Source organism: Candidatus Flexifilum breve (assembly GCF_016713355.1).
On record NZ_JADJPI010000021.1, the window covers coordinates 64,376 to 82,341 of the forward strand.

At 62.4% G+C, this 17,966-nt stretch carries 13 protein-coding genes and 1 pseudogene; 6 read left to right on the forward strand and 8 right to left on the reverse strand.

The window, feature by feature from the left end:
• Positions 1–6 precede the first annotated feature (6 nt).
• Entirely contained in the window at positions 7–768 is a 762-nt protein-coding gene (gene rlmB / locus IPK17_RS18745) for a 23S rRNA (guanosine(2251)-2'-O)-methyltransferase RlmB (protein WP_343419219.1), read from the reverse strand.
• Positions 765–2,228 (reverse strand): cysteine--tRNA ligase, encoded by a 1,464-nt coding sequence (gene cysS / locus IPK17_RS18750; RefSeq protein ID WP_343419220.1) that lies wholly within the window; start codon positions 2,226–2,228, stop codon positions 765–767. The genes rlmB and cysS overlap by 4 nt, the downstream gene beginning before the upstream one ends.
• A gap of 192 nt (positions 2,229–2,420) precedes the next feature.
• Here cysS and IPK17_RS18755 point away from each other — a divergent pair, with 192 nt between their 5' ends.
• From IPK17_RS18755 to IPK17_RS18765, 3 genes are read left to right on the forward strand one after another with little or no spacing between them, the layout of a single operon-like run.
• The gene (locus IPK17_RS18755; protein ID WP_343419221.1) at positions 2,421–2,687 is read left to right on the forward strand and encodes a hypothetical protein; all 267 of its coding nucleotides are present in this window, start codon (positions 2,421–2,423) and stop codon (positions 2,685–2,687) included.
• Between the two features lie 56 nt (positions 2,688–2,743).
• Positions 2,744–3,928, forward strand: a complete 1,185-nt coding sequence (locus IPK17_RS18760; RefSeq protein ID WP_343419222.1) for a hypothetical protein — start codon at positions 2,744–2,746, stop codon at positions 3,926–3,928.
• A 2-nt stretch (positions 3,929–3,930) separates the two neighbouring features.
• Positions 3,931–4,548, forward strand: coding sequence for a hypothetical protein (locus IPK17_RS18765; RefSeq protein WP_343419223.1), 618 nt, complete (start codon positions 3,931–3,933; stop codon positions 4,546–4,548).
• A gap of 83 nt (positions 4,549–4,631) precedes the next feature.
• Here IPK17_RS18765 and IPK17_RS18770 read toward each other — a convergent pair whose 3' ends face one another.
• Together IPK17_RS18770 and asnS are read right to left on the reverse strand one after the other, a co-directional pair.
• A complete protein-coding gene (locus IPK17_RS18770) occupies positions 4,632–5,690 on the reverse strand; it encodes a PIN/TRAM domain-containing protein (protein ID WP_343419224.1) in 1,059 nt (352 codons plus the stop codon).
• Between the two features lie 501 nt (positions 5,691–6,191).
• Positions 6,192–7,523: pseudogene (gene asnS, locus IPK17_RS18775) on the reverse strand (asparagine--tRNA ligase); the annotation flags it as partial.
• 193 nt (positions 7,524–7,716) lie between these two features.
• Here asnS and IPK17_RS18780 point away from each other — a divergent pair.
• Genes IPK17_RS18780 through IPK17_RS18790 form a run of 3 tightly spaced genes read left to right on the forward strand, consistent with a single transcriptional unit; the run spans position 7,717 to position 13,473 of the window.
• Positions 7,717–9,672, forward strand: a complete 1,956-nt coding sequence (locus tag IPK17_RS18780) for a TolB-like translocation protein (protein WP_343419225.1) — start codon at positions 7,717–7,719, stop codon at positions 9,670–9,672.
• A gap of 13 nt (positions 9,673–9,685) precedes the next feature.
• Positions 9,686–11,590, forward strand: coding sequence for a hypothetical protein (locus tag IPK17_RS18785; protein ID WP_343419226.1), 1,905 nt, complete (start codon positions 9,686–9,688; stop codon positions 11,588–11,590).
• Positions 11,590–13,473, forward strand: a complete 1,884-nt coding sequence (locus IPK17_RS18790; RefSeq protein ID WP_343419227.1) for a TolB family protein — start codon at positions 11,590–11,592, stop codon at positions 13,471–13,473. Before IPK17_RS18785 ends, IPK17_RS18790 begins: the two co-directional genes overlap by 1 nt.
• Before the next feature lie 496 nt (positions 13,474–13,969).
• Here IPK17_RS18790 and IPK17_RS18795 read toward each other — a convergent pair whose 3' ends face one another.
• The 4 genes from IPK17_RS18795 to IPK17_RS18810 all read right to left on the reverse strand — a co-directional run bounded on the left by IPK17_RS18795 (position 13,970) and on the right by IPK17_RS18810 (position 17,834).
• Entirely contained in the window at positions 13,970–14,863 is an 894-nt protein-coding gene (locus IPK17_RS18795; RefSeq protein WP_343419228.1) for a histone deacetylase family protein, read from the reverse strand.
• 281 nt (positions 14,864–15,144) lie between these two features.
• Positions 15,145–15,705, reverse strand: coding sequence for an MOSC domain-containing protein (locus IPK17_RS18800; RefSeq protein WP_343419229.1), 561 nt, complete (start codon positions 15,703–15,705; stop codon positions 15,145–15,147).
• 331 nt (positions 15,706–16,036) lie between these two features.
• On the reverse strand, positions 16,037–16,324 hold the full coding sequence (locus tag IPK17_RS18805; protein WP_343419230.1) for a hypothetical protein: 288 nt from the start codon (positions 16,322–16,324) through the stop codon (positions 16,037–16,039).
• Between the two features lie 157 nt (positions 16,325–16,481).
• Positions 16,482–17,834 carry a bifunctional folylpolyglutamate synthase/dihydrofolate synthase gene (locus IPK17_RS18810; protein ID WP_343419231.1) on the reverse strand — a complete coding sequence of 451 codons (1,353 nt, stop codon included), beginning with the start codon at positions 17,832–17,834 and terminating at the stop codon, positions 16,482–16,484.
• Between the last annotated feature and the right edge of the window lie 132 nt (positions 17,835–17,966).

Genomic DNA, 17,966 nt, shown 5'->3' on the forward strand with positions numbered 1-17,966 from the left:
GTTTCTCTAGGCGTGCGCCCAGCCCTGCCAGCCGCGCGCCTGCCACGCCGCGTACAACGCGACTGAGCCGACCGTCGCCACATTGAGGCTGGCGACCGCGCCGCGCATGGGCAGCGCCAGCAGCAGATCGCACGTATCGCGCACGAGGCGGCGCATACCTTCGCCCTCGCTCCCCAGCACAATGCCGATGCTCATGTTGAGATCGGTCTTGTCGATGGGCGGAACGTTCGGGCCAATGTCCAACCCGACCATCCACACGTCCTGCTCTTTGAGATCGCGCATCGTCTGCACGAGATTCGTCACGCGCACGATCTGCAAATGCTCGACCGCGCCCGACGATGCATTGACCACCGCCGGAGTCACATCCACGCCGCGCCGATCCTGCAGGATGACGCCGTGAATGCCGACCGCATCGGCGACGCGCATCAGCACACCGACGTTCTGCGGGTCTTTGAGCAGGTCGAGCAGCAGGATGAACGGTTTTTCGCCGCGCGTCTTGCCCAGTTCCAGCACCTGCGGCACTTCCACATACGGATACGGGCTGGCTCGGAGCGCCATGTTCTGATGATTCGCGCCCTGTGCCAAATCGTCGATGATGCGCCGCTGCACCTTTTTCACCTTGACGCCGCGTTCGTTCGCCACGCCGATGATCTCCGCGACGATGCCTTTTTCTTCTACCGTCTCGGTGATCACGAGCTGTTCGCACTGACGGCGGCCAGCGCGCAGCGTTTCCATGATGGCCCAGTGTCCGTACAGAAATTCACTCATGTCGTCTTCCAAATCGTGCCATCGGGGCGATCTTCCAGCGTCACGCCCACTTTCGCGAGTTCATTACGGATGCGGTCGCTTTCCGCCCAGTTCTTATTCACCCGGGCTTCGGCGCGCATCTTGATCAGCAGTTCAATTAACGCGCCTTCGCGCGCGCCATCGCCGCCCGCCGCCGCATCATGTTCCGGTATGAGTCCTAACACGGTGCCGCCGAGATCGGTGTACGCGGCGTGAATCGCGTTGAGCACGTCCAGCCCGACCGCCGTCCCGCTGTTCAGCAGCGTGTTGACTTCGCGCGTCAGATCCTGCAGGCTGGCAATCGCCAGCGGCGTTGTGAAATCGTCATCCATCGCCGCCGCGAAATCCGCGCGCGTCTTCTGCACCACGTCCAGAATCGCGCTGCCGTCACCGCTGCCCGCCGGGGCGCTGTTCATCGCGCGGCGCGTCAGGCGCACGGCGTTATAGATGCGTTCCCAGCCGCGTTCCGCGCCGTCAATCGCCCCATCTTCGTAAGTGATCGGGTTGCTGTAGTGCACGCCGAGCATAAACATGCGGATCGCTTCCGGACGGTACTTTTTCAGCGCGTCCGCCAGCGTGACGAAGTTGCCGAGGCTCTTCGACATCTTGACCGGGTTACCATCGCGATCCGGCACCATCAGCGAGCCGACCAGCATCCAGTAGCGCGCGAAATCGACGTCGTTCGCGCATTCGCTCTGCGCAATTTCCGACTCATTGTGCGGGAAGATGTTGTCGATGCCGCCGCCGTGAATGTCAAACGTTGCGCCGAGGTACTTCTTCGCCATCGCCGAGCATTCCACGTGCCAACCGGGGAACCCTTCGCCCCACGGGCTGTCCCAGCGCAGAATGTGTTCCGGGTCAGCGCGCTTCCACAGCGCGAAGTCTTCGGGGTTGCGCTTCTCGCCGCGCACTTCCACGCGTGATCCAGCGGCCTGCGCTTCAACGCGACGGTTCGACAGCTTGCCGTAATCGGGGTCGGTCGTCACGTCGAAGTAGACGCTGCCTTCGCTCACATAGGCGTGTTCCTTGCGGATGAGCGTTTCGATCAGCTTGATCTGTTCGGGAATGTGCCCGCTCGCGCGCGGCGAAATATCCGGTCGTCCGACGCCGAGCGCATCCATCGCATCGAAATAGGCTTTGGTGTACGTCTCGACCACCTGCATCGGCTTGGACTGCGTCTGCCGCGCCTTCTTCAGGATGCGATCTTCTTCCGTGTCGAGCAGATGCCCCACGTCCGTGATATTCTGCACGTAGAGCACATCCAGCCCCGTGTAGCGCAGGTAACGCACGACCACGTCGAACGCGGTGTAGGTCTTGGCGTGGCCGATGTGGGGGAAGTCGTAGACGGTCGGTCCGCAGACGTAAATGCCGACTTTGCCCGGTTCAATGGGTTCGAAGTCTTGTTTTTCGCGTCCGAGAACGTTGTAAATCCGCAGCGGCATGGGTTCGTCTTTCTGCTCTGTCGATGTCACTCAATGCAGTTACAATAATGCTTGCGCCGAAAGGCGACCCTGACGTATGTCCACTGTGAGCTTTCGGCTGTTTTCACTTAAAATTGATTTTAGCGCACATCTAAGCGTCGGCATAGTTCTAGTTTCGCATTGTTTCAAAGTCTATTATCGAGGTGAAACCGCATGTCGCAGCGTGCTTATCTTTGCCTGACCGATGATAATCACTGGGCTGTCGTCGCCGGAGACGGGTCGGAACCGGAGCGCATGATCCTCGCGATCGGCGATCCCTTCGACATGGACACGATCCACCAATCTGTCGCCGATCTCGACGCGTGGGCGCAGGCCAACGACATCGACCTCACCTCGCCCGAATTCCCGATTCTCTGCAACTGGACGCTCGAAGACCTCATTGAGCCGGAAGTCTTTGATCAGGTGTTTGGCGACGAATAACTCAAGGACTGAGATTCGAGGACTGAGGACTGAGTAACCACCATGAAAGTGACACGATGGTAGTTCAGGAAACACAACCGACCAGCGCAGCCCACTCACTTCGCCCTCAGTCCTCAGTCCTCAGTCCGATCTCTTCCCGCGAATGGCGCTACGTCGCCCTGTTCACGCTGATCGTCATCGTCATCACGACCGCGCCCTACATCGTCGCGTGGAACAGCCAAACCGATCAGTGGCGCTTCGGCGGGTCGCTGTTCGGCGTGGAAGATGGCAACTCGTACCTCGGCAAAATGCGCCTCGGCGCGCGTGGCCTGTGGGATTTCTACCTGTTCTATACCTCCGAGCAGCAGGGATCGGCGCCGCTGTTCTACCTGCCGTACATTATCACGGGTCAGATCGTCGGCCTGTTCTTCGAGCCGGCTGATCCGCGCCTCGCCCCGGCGCTAATGGTCGCGTTCCGCGTTTTACAAGCCGTCTGCAACGCAATTCTGATCCCGGTCATGTATGCGTTCATCGCGGCGTTCACTGGCTCGGTCAAGACGCGCCGCCTCGCGCTCACGCTGGCGACCTTCGGCGGCGGGATCGGCTGGCTGCTGGCGCTCACGGGCAATAACGGCTTGCTCGGTTCGCTGCCCATCGACGTGTACGTGCCGGAGGGCTTCTCGTTTCTGGTGCTGTTCGGCTTGCCCCACATCGCGCTCGGTCGCGCCGCGCTGCTCGGCCTGCTGCTGGCGGTGATGAAAATCGCCTCACCCCTACCCCTCTCCCAAGGGCGAGGGGACTTGACTCCCCCTCTCCGCTCGGAGAGGGGGCAGGGGGGTGAGGCCAAATGGCTTCTCCTCGCCATCGTCTGCGGCTACGTCGTCGCACTGGCCGTGCCGTTCTACCTCGCGCTCGCCTATGTGATCCTCGGCGCGTGGGGACTCGCCGCCTGGATTCTCAATCGCCGCTTCCCGACTCACTTATTCTGGAGCGCCGTGCTCGTCGGCTTGGCGACGCTGCCGATCTTCGGCTATTTCGCCTTCCAGTTCTACCTGAACGACGTGTTCAGCGTCTGGAGCAGCCAAAACGATCTGCCGTCGCCGCACCCGCTGCATTACCTGTTCGGCTATGCGTTGCTGGCGCTCCCGGCGGTGGTCGCAGTGTGGCGCATCTGGCGAGGGAGAGACCTCGCCCTCATTTCCCCTATCCGCTCAGGACGAGGCATGCCTCGTCCCCTCGCCCTCTGGGAGAGGGGGATTTAGGGGTGAGGCTCAGTTTCCTCCTCGGCTGGCTGCTGATCGTGCCGATCCTCGTCTACGCGCCGATCAACGTGCAGCGGCGCATGTCCGAAGGCGTGATCGTCCCGCTGGCGCTCCTCGCGGCGCTCGGCTTGCGCTGGCTGGCGCGGCGCGTCCGTTTCGGGCGGGCGCTCCAGTACGCGCTGGTCGGCGCAGCGCTCATGACGAGCGTCTTTCTGCTGTTCGGGAGTTTGCTGGCGGCCTCGAATCCCGGTCGCCCGATCTTTCGTCCGGTCAACGAGATCGCCGCCTTCGACTGGCTCGCCGCCAATGCCCAACCCAACGCCGTGATCCTCAGCGCGCCGGAAACAGGCAACGCGATCCCCGTATACACGTCGCTGCGCACATACATGGGTCACGGACCCGAAACGCTCTACTGGCAAAACAAAACAGCGATGCTCACGCGCTTCTATCGCGATGAATTGAGTGACTACGAATATGACCGACTATTGCATCCGCCCGACCCCGTGTTTGTAGATGATTTGGCATACTTACCCATCAGCTATGTCTACTATGGCGAACGCGAACGCGCCCTCGCGGGGAGACTCAAGGGCGTGGGCGGACGATCTAACACTGATCTATGATGTGGATGGGATACAAATCTATAGGACTGAGGACTGAGGTGAAAGGACTGAGAAAAGCAAATCTCAGTCCTCGCTTCTCAGTCCTATTTTTTACCGTCTGTCGGCTTGGCGAAGATGATACGCCCCGTATCGCGGGTGATCAGCTTGGTGACTTCCACATAGATCGTGCGATCCATGAACGACGCGCCGCCTTCGACGATCACCATGGTGCCATCTTCCAAGTAGCCGACTCCTTGCCCCTGCTCTTTGCCGTCCTGCAAAATGCGCAGCGCGAAGCTTTCACCGGGGATGTAAGCAGAGCGCACGGCATTCGCCAGTTCGTTGATGTTGAGCACGGTCGCGCCGTTGGCCTTCGCCACCTGATTCATCGGGAAATCAATCGTCAGGATCGGCGCTTTCAGTTTGACGGCCAGCGCCACGAGTTTATCGTCGACTTCCGGCACGTCGGGGATATCTTCTTCGATGATTTTGAACAGCATGCCGTTCGACCGCTGCAATTCGTTGAGGATGCTCAAGCCGCGCCGACCGCGCGCCCGCCGCTGCGTATCCGACGAATCGGCGACGCGGTGCAGCTCGGCGATCACAAAGCGCGGGGCCACCAGCGTCCCGCCGACGAAACCCGTCCGCGCGATATCGACAATGCGCCCGTCGATCAGCACGCTCGTATCCAGCAGCAGTTGGCGTTCCACGCCGGCGACTTCGTTTTCGCGCTTCAGGCCGATGCCGAAGCGCTCATTGAGGAACAACCACACCTCGCGCGACCGCACGCGAAAGATCGTTGTCATCAGGTATACGGAGCAGATCAGCACGATGGGCGGCAGCAGCATGCCCAAGCTGCCGTCAAACAGCGACAGCGGGTACGCCGCCATCAGCCCAATCAGCAACCCAATGATCATGCCCACCAGCGACGTGAACAAGCTCTCAATGGGCATTTCCGTCACCATGCGGCTGAGCACGCGGATCGGGCGCACCGTGATCCACGGGGTGAGCACCAAACCGAACAAAATCCCAACCAGCGCGAAAATGAAAGAGGTCGCCAGTTCAGGTAAGGTGAATGCGACGGCGGTATTGACGCCTAACCGCGCACCAATGAGGGCAAAAATGACCATGCCGATCATGCGGGAGGCAAAATCAATGGACATCGGGACTCCCTGACTAACATTGACCCGTCTGGAGGCGCGCGAATGAATGGGGACGTGCGTCAGGCGGGTGACCAAAATGAGGGCGGCAGCAACCAGTCAAAGCATAGTTACTATGACGTGTGGATATTAACATAGTTGGGGCATTTCAACAACGAAGGCTAATGCCCCCGGCCATCGCCAACCGAGGTGGTAGGGCGCAGCCTAGGTGCAAAAGCCCTTAAAGCCTTTTCACTTGCCAGCGGACGCGATAAAGGGTTCAAAAGCGTACCCGTATCTTAGGCGAGGTTTATGAGCAGGCGCCCGCCCCCCGTCTCCCGGGGGGGGGAGGAGGCCGGCGGGCCCCCCCGGAAACGGGGGGGGGCCTGGCCCCCCCCCCCAACCCCCCCCCCCCCGGGGGGGGGGCGGGGGGGGGCCGGGGGACCCCCCCCACGGGCGGGGGGGGGGGGGAGGAGGGGGCAAAAAAAACACACCCTCTCCAACAGGCCGCGGCAAACCCAAAAAAGGATACTTGCGGTTGAGCATGCGCGCGTAGGGGATCGTCTCGCGGATGTGGGGCAGACCGCACACCCACGCGACCGTGCGCTCAATGCCGATGCCGAAGCCCGCGTGCGGCACGCTGCCAAACTTGCGCAGGTCGAGATACCAGCGATAGTTCTCCGGGTGCAGGCCGATGGTGGCGATGCGCTCGTCGAGCAGCTTGGGATCGTAGATGCGTTCGCTGCCGCCGATGATCTCGCCGTAGCCTTCCGGCGCGAGCAGATCGACGCTACGGCACACTTCCGGACGACCGTCGACGGGCTGCATGTAAAACGCCTTGACCGCGGTCGGGTAGTGATACACGAACACCGGGCGGTCGAACATCTCGGCCAGCGCCGTTTCGTGCGGGCTACCGAAGTCTTCGCCCCATTCGATCTTCAGTTCGTTCTTCTCGTCGCCTTCGGGCATGGCCGCGTATTTCGCCTGCAAGCGCGCGACCGCGTCGTCATAGCTGATGCGCACAAACGGCGCTTTGATCGCTTCCAGTTTGGCAATATCGCGTTCGATCACGCCGAGCTCGGGCTGGTGCTTCGCCAGCACCTGCTCGACCACGTAGGCGATCATCTGCTCTTCGAGGTCCATCAACTCTTCCAGGTTGACGAAGGCCGCTTCCGGCTCCATCATCCAGAATTCCTGCAGGTGACGGCGCGTCTTCGACTTTTCCGCGCGGAACGTCGGGCCGAAGCAGTACACCTTGCCGAAGGCCATCATATTGGCTTCGTTGTAAAGCTGCCCGGTCTGCGCGAGGAACGCGGGTTCGCCGTGATAGTCGATCTCGAACAGCGAGGTGGTGTTTTCGCCCGCCGTCGGCGTGAGGATCGGCGTATCGACCAGCAGGTAGCCGTTCATATCCATGAAGTCGCGCAGCGCCTTGATGATCGTCGCGCGGATGCGCAGAATCGCCCATTGGCGGCTGGAACGCAGCCACAAATGGCGCTGATCCATCAGGAATTCGACGCCATGTTCTTTCGGCGTGATCGGGTATTCTTCCGCCATGTTGACCAGCGTCAGATTCTTGAGGCCAACTTCGAAGCCGCCGGGGATGCCGGGAGCGCGGCTGTCCTCACGGATCGTCCCCGTCACGGTGATCGAGCTTTCCTGCGTCAGCTTGCCCGCGACTGCGAATTCTGCCTCATCCATCTCTTTTTTGAACGCCACGCACTGAATGATCCCCGTGCCGTCGCGCAGTTGGATGAATTGCAGTTTGCCCTTATCGGTGCGGTTGTACACCCACCCTTTGAGCGTCACTTCTTGCCCTACATAATCGGCGATCTGCCGGATGGTGATGTCTGCCACTCTCGTCCGCTTTCTAAGCCTAATTTATGCAACACTCCATAGATTATACCTGTCACCGCGCGAGTTCTCGAAGATGCCATTTGCCTGTTTTTTGCAGACAATGGACATCCACGCCCTTTTCTCACGCAGCAATCGGCCGATTCCACTACAATCGGAAGGTACTTAATCGAGAGGTGCTTCGAGACGGATGACTGTGGCTGATACTACCTCATACGCGAGGTCGAACACGGGACTGTTCCGGCGCTTGGTGCTGCGCGGCGGGCTGCTGCTCGTCGCGCTATCGCTGCTGCTGGCCAGCGCCAGCGTAATCCTCTCACGCCGGGACGCCGAGGACGTGTGCCTGAGCCTGTCCGACTACGGAGGCATCGCGCGCCAGTACTACATTGACACCGCCTATGGACGCGTGCATGAACTCCCCAGGCCCACGGGCTTCAGCAACTTCGGCGCAATCTCATCAGACGAGCGCTACTCCAGCTATTTCAACGTGCGCGCTGATCAAACGATGGATTTGCTGCTGGCCGAATACCCCGGCGACGATCAACCAGTGACGACCACCGTGATCCGGTCAAACATCCGCTCGGAAACTCCGACGGATTCCGCCAATCATGTGCTCTGGTCACCGGATAACCGCGCCTTCGCCTACCTGTGGCGCGATCTGGACGGTCAGCTCTATCTTTCCGTTTACAACCGGGCTGAGCAGCGCGAGCAGACCATCCCCTACACCCTGCGCGGCGATACCTCGTTTTTCAACGGCGTGCAGATCACCGGCTGGTCGGGTGACAGCCGCGCGTTCGCCCTACAGGAGCGGACGGGCGGCGCGCTGTATTTCCGCTTCTATACCACCGATCCGCTCGCGCTGATGGAAACGGAACTAGACGAACTGCCGCTGTATTTCGGCAGTTGGTCGCCTGTTGGCGCGCAGTTCGCCGCCGCCGATCTCGGCACGGCGGAATCGTCCACGCTTTATCTGCACGACTGGAACGCGCCGCTCCGCGCCCTCCCGCTGGACATCCCCCGCCGCAACGTGCAAGGCGTGTACTGGTCGCCGGATGGCCGCTACTTCACGCTGATCAGCTATATGAGCGACTGCGTGGGCGCGGCCTGCGATCTCTACTGGCGCTTTGACCTCTATGGACGCGACGGCACGCTGATCGCAGGCAATCTCTCCGGCCTGCATACCGTCCCGGCTGATCAGACCGACCGCATCGTCATGGGGATGTGGCAGGACGAGCACCGCTGGTTATGGGCGGAACAGCCCAGCGCAGACGAACCCGTCGATCTCGTCACGCTGGATGTGATCAGCGGCGCACGCACCACCTTAGTCTCCAATTTACTCGACAACTACGTCGCCGACATGTTCTATTTCAGCCCGCAGCGCTGGCTGTACGTGCTGCCCAACAGCACCAGCCCGCCGAACATCCCGGAAAACGACTGGCTGCTCGTGCCGTGGCAAAACGGAGACGAGGTTCACGTCGACCTGCTCAATGTGGCGACCGGGGAGCTGACGCCCATCATCCGTAACGCCGAAGCGGTGCTGGGAACCACCGATTTTTCTGGCACGGGTTTCTGGGACTGGAGCGGCCAGCGGGCGATCATCATCTGGTCGCGGGGGCAGCCGCCTGAACGACAAACGTATCTCAGCGTGCTTAATCTGGCGGATAACTCCGTCCACACCACCACGGACGCCGCGACGCATATTCACTCGGTCAGTTGGATCAGCGATACGCTGATCGGCTTCGTCCGGCAAACCGAAAACGCCTATGCGCTCGATATGTTGGATACCGGCACGGGCGCGCAGCACCACCTGCTCGACCTGACCAACAGCAGCCGCCAATGGTCGGGCACGCTGCGGCCTTCCGGCGACCAACTGGCGATCAACATTCAGGGTTCCAACCCGACGGGCAGCACCTACCTGCTCTCGCTCGACGGCTCGGAACAGTCGGTGTTGAGCGACCGAACGACCAGTTCGATGCTCTGGTCGCCCGATGGGTCGCGGCTCGTCTTTATCGAGTACACGCGCACCTATCCGCGCGTGGTGATCGCCGCGCCGGACGGGATGCGCCTCAGCGTGATCCCCGTGCGCACGATACCATCGACTGCATCAATCTGGCTTGGAGGCTGGTCGCGCTGCGATCCGCCCGGTTTGTGAGGGACATTCGACGATGAAGCTGACATCCCCGCTCGCGAACCTCCTCCGCGGCGCGCTCCCGCTCGGTCTGCTGCTGGCACTGCTCGCCGCCGCCAGCGTGACCTTCTCACGCGGTGACGATTACCGCTGCCTCACCTTCTCTGACTTCACCGGCGCGCCCGCCAGCCGCATCCTCGACACCGCGGCGGGTCAGCGCCAGCGTTTGCCGCTGGCGGGTGATGTCGTGTTCCGCGCGACATCGCCCGATGGCCGCTATACCGCTGCCTACCGCGCGCTGCCGGGGCAGCACATGGCGCTCACGCTGACGAGCACCGACGGTACAGAACCCGCCCGCGTCATCTACACGGGGCGCTATGGCAGCGCGCAGAGCAGCAGCACGCCGCTGCTCTGGTCGCCGGACAGCCGTTCGTTCGCCTACCTGTGGCGTGATCCTGATCAGGATGGCTTCACACTGGCGATCTATCCCGTTGATGATGGAAACGCGCGGGCGCTGACCAACACGCCCACCACGTTCGGGTCGGCCACCTACAGCCTCACGCTGATCGGCTGGTCAGGCGACAACCGGGTGCTCACCCTGCGCGAACGCGCCTACTTGTCCGACCGGGTACGTTTCTTCGCCACCAATCCGCTGACTGAACTCGCCACCCCCTTCGACGAGACGCCGCTGCTCATGGCGGAATGGTCGCCGACCGGGGCGACGCTCGCCGCCGTCGAACGTTTTGAGGGACAAGCCGCGCTGCTGGTTGGCGCGCTCGATGCGCCCTTCACGCCGATCACGCTGGACGTGGCCCGACGCGATCTGCAAGGCATTGTCTGGTCGCCGAGCGGTGAGTATTTCGTCGTGGTCAGCCATCACAGCCGCTGCCTCGCCTCCGCCTGCGATATTTTCTGGCGCTACGACCTGTACCACCGCGACGGGCGTCCCGTCGCGCTCAACTTGCCCGGTCTGCACGAGCAAGCCGCCGAACCGCCGATTCAAGTGCTGCTCGGCCTGTGGCACGGCGATCAATGGGTGTGGGCGCAGCAGGTCGACGCGACCACACCGCTCAACCTCGCCGCGCTGGACGCCACGACCGGCGCAACCACGCTCCTCGCACAAAACGTCGTGCGCGGCTACGTACAGGATATCTTCTACGTGCCGCCGGACTTCGCCACCTTACCCAACGCGTGGGTGCTGCTCAAACAGCCGGTCGGCGCGCGTTTGATTGTGCCGACGCGCGTCGACGGCCGCATCAACGTCGACCTGCTGGATCTCGACACGGGCGCCAGCACTAACCTCGTCCGCGGTGTCGATACGCTCAGCCGCCCCGGCGACCGCATCGGCTCGGCTTTCTGGCGAGAGGATGCGCGCGCGGCGCAGGTGTTGTGGTCGCGCCGCGCTGATTCCGCCCGGCAGACGTATCTGACGCTCTACGATCTCGCCGCGGACGCGCTCTACTCGACCGCCGAGGGCACGACGCACATCCTCGCCCCGCAGTGGATCGATGCCGAGCGGGTGGTATTCATCAACCAGCGCGGCAGTGATTACGCCTTCACCCTGTTCAACACCGCGACCGGTACGCAGATCGACCTCGCCGCGCTGCCCAGCGGCGTCACCCGCTGGAGCGGCGTGCTGCGCCCGGACGGCGCATGGATCGCCGTCCGCCTGACGATCAACCCCCGATCCAGTGGCATCATCTATCTAACGGCACTCGATGGATCAGGCACGGTCGAAATCAGCCGGGAAGCCGTGGAAACGCCCATCTGGTCGCCGGATGGCGCTCAGGTCGCCTACCTGACCTTTGACGGCACGAACGCCGGGCTGCACTTGGCCAGCGCGGACGGGCAGGTGCTCGGCGCGTATCGCATCGACAACACCGCCCTCAGTTCGACCATGCTCACGGCGTGGACGCGCTGCGACGTGGGGAGCGCCGCCTGATGCGGCGTTCCGCGCTGTTCCTGTTCATCCGCGCCGCCCTGATCGCGCTCGGCCTGCTGGTTGTGCTCTCGGCGGGTAGTCTCGCCCTGTCGCGCGGTGATGCGTACCGCTGCGTCGTGCTCTACGATGGCTACACGGTCGCGCCCGTCACCTACATCCTCGATACGGCCACCGGGCACACGGTGCTGGATCGGCGCGAAGTGCAGCGCCTGTACAGCATCGACTCGCCGGATGGAACAGCCCGCGCGGGCTTCGTGCAGCGCTTCGGCGAACGCGCCACCATGACGCTGCTGCTCGACACGCCGCAGGGTCAACGCATCGTGCAGACGGGCATTGACGCGTCCAGCCAGTCGAACGGCTTCCAGCAGATCGCGTGGGCGCGCGATGGCAGCGCGTTCGCCTTCATGTGGCGCGATCTGGCGCGGCGGCGCTTCCTCACCATCGCCGATGCGACCGGGACAATCCGCCAGAGCATCCCCTACACGCGCACGGTCGACAGTCACCCCACACTCGATCCGGTCACGATTGCGGGCTGGTCGGGTGACAGCCAATATCTGGTGATCGCCGAATTCGATGGGCGGCGCTTCTATCATCACATCTTCAACGCCGCCGACCTCACGCCCCAGCCCTCGCCATTGGCGACGCTGCCCGTCCTCACCGCTGAACTCGCGCCGATCGGCCATCAGCTCGCCGCCATCGCCATCGACGCGGTCGGCGCGGCGCATCTCTATCTGGCCGATATAAGCGGCGCGCGCGACCTGATCGATGTGCCGCTCCAGCACGACGCGCTCTCGTGGCGGTTGGCGTGGTCGCCAACGGGCGCGCATGTCGCGGTCGAACGCATCTCCGGCTGTCAAACGGCGTCCTGTGCCGAAGCGGGCTGGCACTTCGAGATCTACACGCCGGAGGGCACGCCCGCCGCGCCATCGCTGCGCGGGTTGGGCTTGGGGGGCAGCGCGTCCGGCATTCTGCCCGCTCAGTGGCAAGGCGATCAGTGGGTGTGGGTGGAGCGCGGCGACGATGGACGCTACGACCTCGTGCGCCTCGATGTGCCGACAGAGGCGCGGACGCTCCTCGTCCCCGATCTCGTGCCGGAATACGCCGACGACCTTTTCTTCGTGCCGCCGAACGCCGTGTGGAATTCAATTTTTACCAACGGCGCAATCTTCCCCATATCCGCCGAACCGCGCGCCATCGTCCCGTTCTACGACGGGGAGCTTCTCGGCGTCGATCTGGTCGACACGGCGACCGGCATCCGCACCGAACTCTTGCGCGGCGTAGATATGCTGGCGCACACGCATTTCGGCTCCGGCTCGGATTTCTGGTGGGGAGGCGCGGACTCCGCGTGGGTCTCGTGGATCGCGCCGAATGGCGATGCCTTCCTCACAGTGATCGACACGCGCGCGGGCACATTCAGCACCTCGCCCGCGAACCGCGCCGTATGGCGTCCGCAGTGGATCGCCGCGGACGCCATCGGCTTCATCGACCCGCGTCCCGACGATTACGCGCTCATGCTCTTCGACCCGGTCGCAGGCACGGCGACGCCGCTCATCCGCGTCGACCCGAACACGATTGCGTGGCGCGCCGCACTCACCGCCGACAGCGGGATGGTCGCAGCAGCGGCGGGCGGTTCGGATTTCATCGGCAAGCCGCTCACGCTGATCGATTTGGTGGATGCATCTACGCAGCGCGTGCTCAGCCATGAATCGGCGGGGACATTCGTCTGGTCACCGGATGGCACGCGGATCGCCTTTGCGGAAAACAGCAATCGTCAGGCGAACATCGCCATCAGTGATAGACTGGGATCAGCGGTGCAGCGCTTCACGCCGCCGCAGTTCACGACGACGCCATTCATCCAGTTCGTCGCCTGGACACAGTGCTAAATTCAAAGGCTGATCAGGATGAATCCTTTCATTACGTACGAAATACAGCCGAACGACGTCGAAGCAAATCGCCTAGGTCGGATCAGCGACGCGCAGAAACCATTTCTCATCAGTTGGGTCATTGGGAGCATCCTCATTAGCCCCATCATGGTCGTTCTGTTCTGGTCATGGATATTAACAAGACCCACATCTCCTGATATGGCGCAAAGCGGAAGATGTCTTGCCCTCATGATAAGTGTTATTTTTCCCGCGATTTTTATTGTGCTGTTTCGGCCGCTGGCAGGCTGGCGTGATCTACGCGATGGGCGTGTACTTCGGGTAAGCGGCGTTCCTAGATTAGAACGAAAGCGAGGACGGCGAACGCATTATTATTTTCTCATCCACGATCTCCGTTTCGAGGTGAGTTCCCGGCTTTATGAGGAAGCCCAAATCAACCAAACAGGCTGTCACCTGTATTATCTACCCCATTCCGAATGGTTGCTCTCGTGGGAACGCCTTACAAACTAGCAGCAATCCGCACCGTCTGCGTGTGGATGGCCACAATGTCGTCGACGTTTTTGGCATAGCCGCCCGCCATCGCAATGGCGACGGGCAAACCGGCCTCCCGGCACAGCCCCAGCACCAACCGATCCCGTTCCGCCAGCCCCGCCATGCTCAACGCCATGCGCCCCAGTCGATCCCCATGATAGGGGTCAGCGCCCGCCAGATAAATGGCGATGTCCGCGCCGCTCATGGCGATGGCGCGGCGCACGCCTTCCTCCGCCAGTTCGAGGTAGACCGCATCCCCGGTGCCGTCCGGCAGTTCAATGTCAAGATCGCTCTGCTCTTTGTGAAACGGGAAATTCTTCGCGCCGTGCATCGAAAACGTGAACACCGTGGGATCGCCCTGCAAAATCTGCGCTGTGCCGTTGCCCTGATGCACGTCGAGGTCGAGGATCACCACGCGGCGGACGCGTCCCTCGGCTTGCAGAGCGCGCGCGGCAATCGCGCTGTCGTTGAACACGCAGTAGCCTTCACCGTGATCGCGGCAGGCGTGATGCGTCCCGCCCGCCAGATTGACCGCGATTCCCTCGTCGAGCGCCGTGCGCCCCGCCATGATCGTCGCTCCCGACGACCGCCGCGACCGTTCGACCATCTCCGGCGACCACGGAAAGCCGATCCGCCGGATTTCGTGCGCGGTCAGGTCACCGCCGACTACGCGTTCCAGATAGTCGGCGTCGTGCGCGCGCAAAATCTGCTCATCGGTGGCGGCGGGCGGCAGCAGCAAATCCTCCGGCGCGACGATCCCTTCGGCGAGGATGCGTTCGCGCAGCAGGCGGTACTTCGCCATCGGGAAGCGGTGATTTTCGGGCAGCGGCAGCACAAACGTGTCGGAATAGAAAGCTTTCATTGATCCTTGACCGTCGGGGATATGTCGCGGACGCGCCGTTGCGCGTCCTACATTCGTTCTTGTAGGGGGGCAATTTAACTTAGAGCCCTGACGGGGGAGGGGCCGCTCCGTTCATGGGCGACCACATAGGGCACAGCCAATACCGGACATAGTTAACGCAGGGCATGCCTGTCCGTCCTCGACATAGCGCCTCTGTAGCCCCTCTCTCGCCTCCCTCCGATTGGGCGGGGAAGAGGCCGGGGGCGGGGTCGTTCTACTGGCTTTTATCCTAACTCCGTTAGTTAAGATCGAGCTATCCCCGACGCGGCTTGATCGTGCCGCCCTGATCGACCCACGACGCGGCAGTTCACGCCGCGCCGCCGCGCCTGCCGACCCACGGGCGAATTTACCCACTGGATCGCCGCATGGCCGAAGCGCTCGGTGAACTTGGCGCAGCCGGTGTGCGGCACGGCGCTGACCTCGAGGATCACCGTGCCCAGCGCGATGCGCTGCCCGGGTGGCAGATTGTCGGCGCTGATATCGAAATCTACGTACAGTTGATCGCCTGCCCACGGCCACAGCGACCGCTCCCCGGCGACTAAGTTGGCGATCCGGCTGTTCATCAGCGTGATCTGCGCTTCGGGGTTGGCGCTGCCGTCGGGCATGGCTTTGCTCCCGCGCGCCTTCCAGTTGTCGCCCGCCAGCCCATCCGTCAGCGTGATCTCGGCGCTGTCCAGCAGCACGCGCTGATCAACCGCGGGGCGCGCGACGATCAGTTCGATCACGCCGCTGTCGCGCGGCGACTCGCCCAGGGTCGCTAAACCGGCTTCCAGCTCTTCCATCGTCAGGTGGGTCGCTTGCATGAATGATTCTCCGTCAAACACCTGCCCCGCGTAGGGACGCGATCAAGAAGGTGTCCAATCAGCCCCTCTCACGGAAGGTGGGAGGTTTGGCGAGCGATGTCGGCTCCCCTCCCTGAATTCGGGGAGGGGCCGGGGGTGGGGTCGGAAAAGCCACTTTTGGACACGCTCGTAATCACGTCCGCTGCGAACAGCGGACGCTCACGGGGTAAGGTTGTCGTATAAACGATGCTTTATAGCTTGCGACTTTTCACGCTGCTGTCAATCGCAAATAGAGTCCAAGTTACCGCCCAACAGCCGCCGTATTAACCAGCGGCTGCGCGACCGTCAGCGGTTAGGCGCGACCGCGGTTCAAGCGACCGCGATTCTTGTAGGCCCCGCCACTGGAGCTGCCCATATCGATCAGGAATGCGATGATCAGCCACACCCATTCGATCCCCTCAACACCGCCCGCCGCAACCGCGACATAGGCCAGCGTCGTCCACGGCAGAAACAGGATGCCCATGATGGGAATGATCAGATTGTCAAACGTGGCCTGCCAGCGCGCTTGATCGGTGATCGCCCACAACAGCGCCGCGGCGCGCGGCCCAATCAGGAGCAGAATGGTGATTAAACAGCACATGATTCCCCCCAATGCGGATACATATCATCTCAAACTCCCTATACGCAAAAGCGACCCGCAGAGATGCAAAACCATGGCTAAATGCTGATCCGGTCAATAACGAATGGGGGGGCCGCGAATAACCTCGCTTATCTGCGAATATTTGCCAGACGAAGCGTCAAATCGAGTCCAGGTTGAAGCCCCACAGCAGCATCGCCTCGCCGACCAGCGGCTGCGCGACCGCCAGCACGATTGTGCCATCCAGTCCTGCTTTGGCGCGCGCCAGCTCAACCGCCCGATCCAGCGAGGGCACATAGGTCACATCGCTGTGATACTGGCGGGCGGCGGTCAGCGCGGTGTCCGGGTCGGGGAAGCGCACGTTGAAGTTGATCTTGCTCTCGGTCAGGATGAGCGCGGCGCTTCGTTCCGCGAACACCTTGTACACACCGTCATAATCGCGGTCGCTGGGCGTGCCGAGAATGGTGATCAGCGGTGTGGTGAGCGGGATGCTCTCCAGCACCGAGCGCGCCGCGACCACCGTCGTCGAGCCATCCACCCAGATCGCCGGGCGATCCTGCAGCTTATGCATACGCCCGTACCACTTCACATCCGCCAGCCCCGTGTGGATTGCCGCGACGTATTCCGGCGACGCGTGCGAAATGCCCGCCAGCCGCCCATGCATATTGCCCGCCCCTTGAATCGCCAGCGTCGCGTTCATGACCTGATACGTGCCCTTGAGCGAGAGCGTCATGTCGCCGTAGCGACCGTAGCGCATGCGCACGCCGGTCTCCGTTTCGCCGAGATATTCGCCCATATCCTGCGGCGCGATCCACGCGAACTCCGCGTTGACCGCGTCGGCTTCGGTCTGGATCATGGCGAGGGCTTCCGGCGCTTGCGGCACGCTGTAAGCGTAGCTGTACGGCTTGATGATCCCGGCCTTGTGCCACGCGATCCGCTCAATCGTGCGCCCCAACTGCTTGACATGCTCCAGCATGATCGGCGTGAACAGCGCCAGGCGGTTGGGCACCACGCTGATGTCGTCGTAGCGACCGCCGCGCCCGACTTCCAGCACCGCCGCGTTGACGCCCTGCTCGTCGAACCAGCGCAGCGCGACCGCCAGAAAGATCCCCTGTGGGCTGAAGTACTGCTTGCCCGTGAGTGTGCTCTCAATCTGGTCGATGTAGGGCGATAATCCGTCGAGGATGCGCACAAAATCCGCCGACGGAATCGCGCGACCATTCACGCGGATGCGTTCGCGCCACGAGACGAGGTGCGGGCTGGTGATCGTGCCGACCGTGTGCCCTAAGTGCTGCAGCAATTTCGCCGTGATGACCGTGGTCGAGCCTTTGCCCTTGCTCCCGGTCACGACGGCGTACTCGCGCGGGTAGTCGAGCAGGTCTGCCATCTGGATCAACTGCTTGGTCGGCGTCGTGTCGCGCGACTCTTCGTCGGGGCCGCGTTCGACATCGCGCAGCCGCGCAATCGACCGGAAAATGTAAGTGATCGCTTCACCTTCGTCATAAAAGCGCATGTTAATCGTCCTTAAGTCGTCGTTTGAACCGGAGCCGAGGTGGTTTACAGTTAACAGTAATCAGTTTCGCCTCACCCCCTAGCCCCCTCTCCGAACGGAGAGGGGGAAACGCTTGAGTTTCTGCCTCCCCTC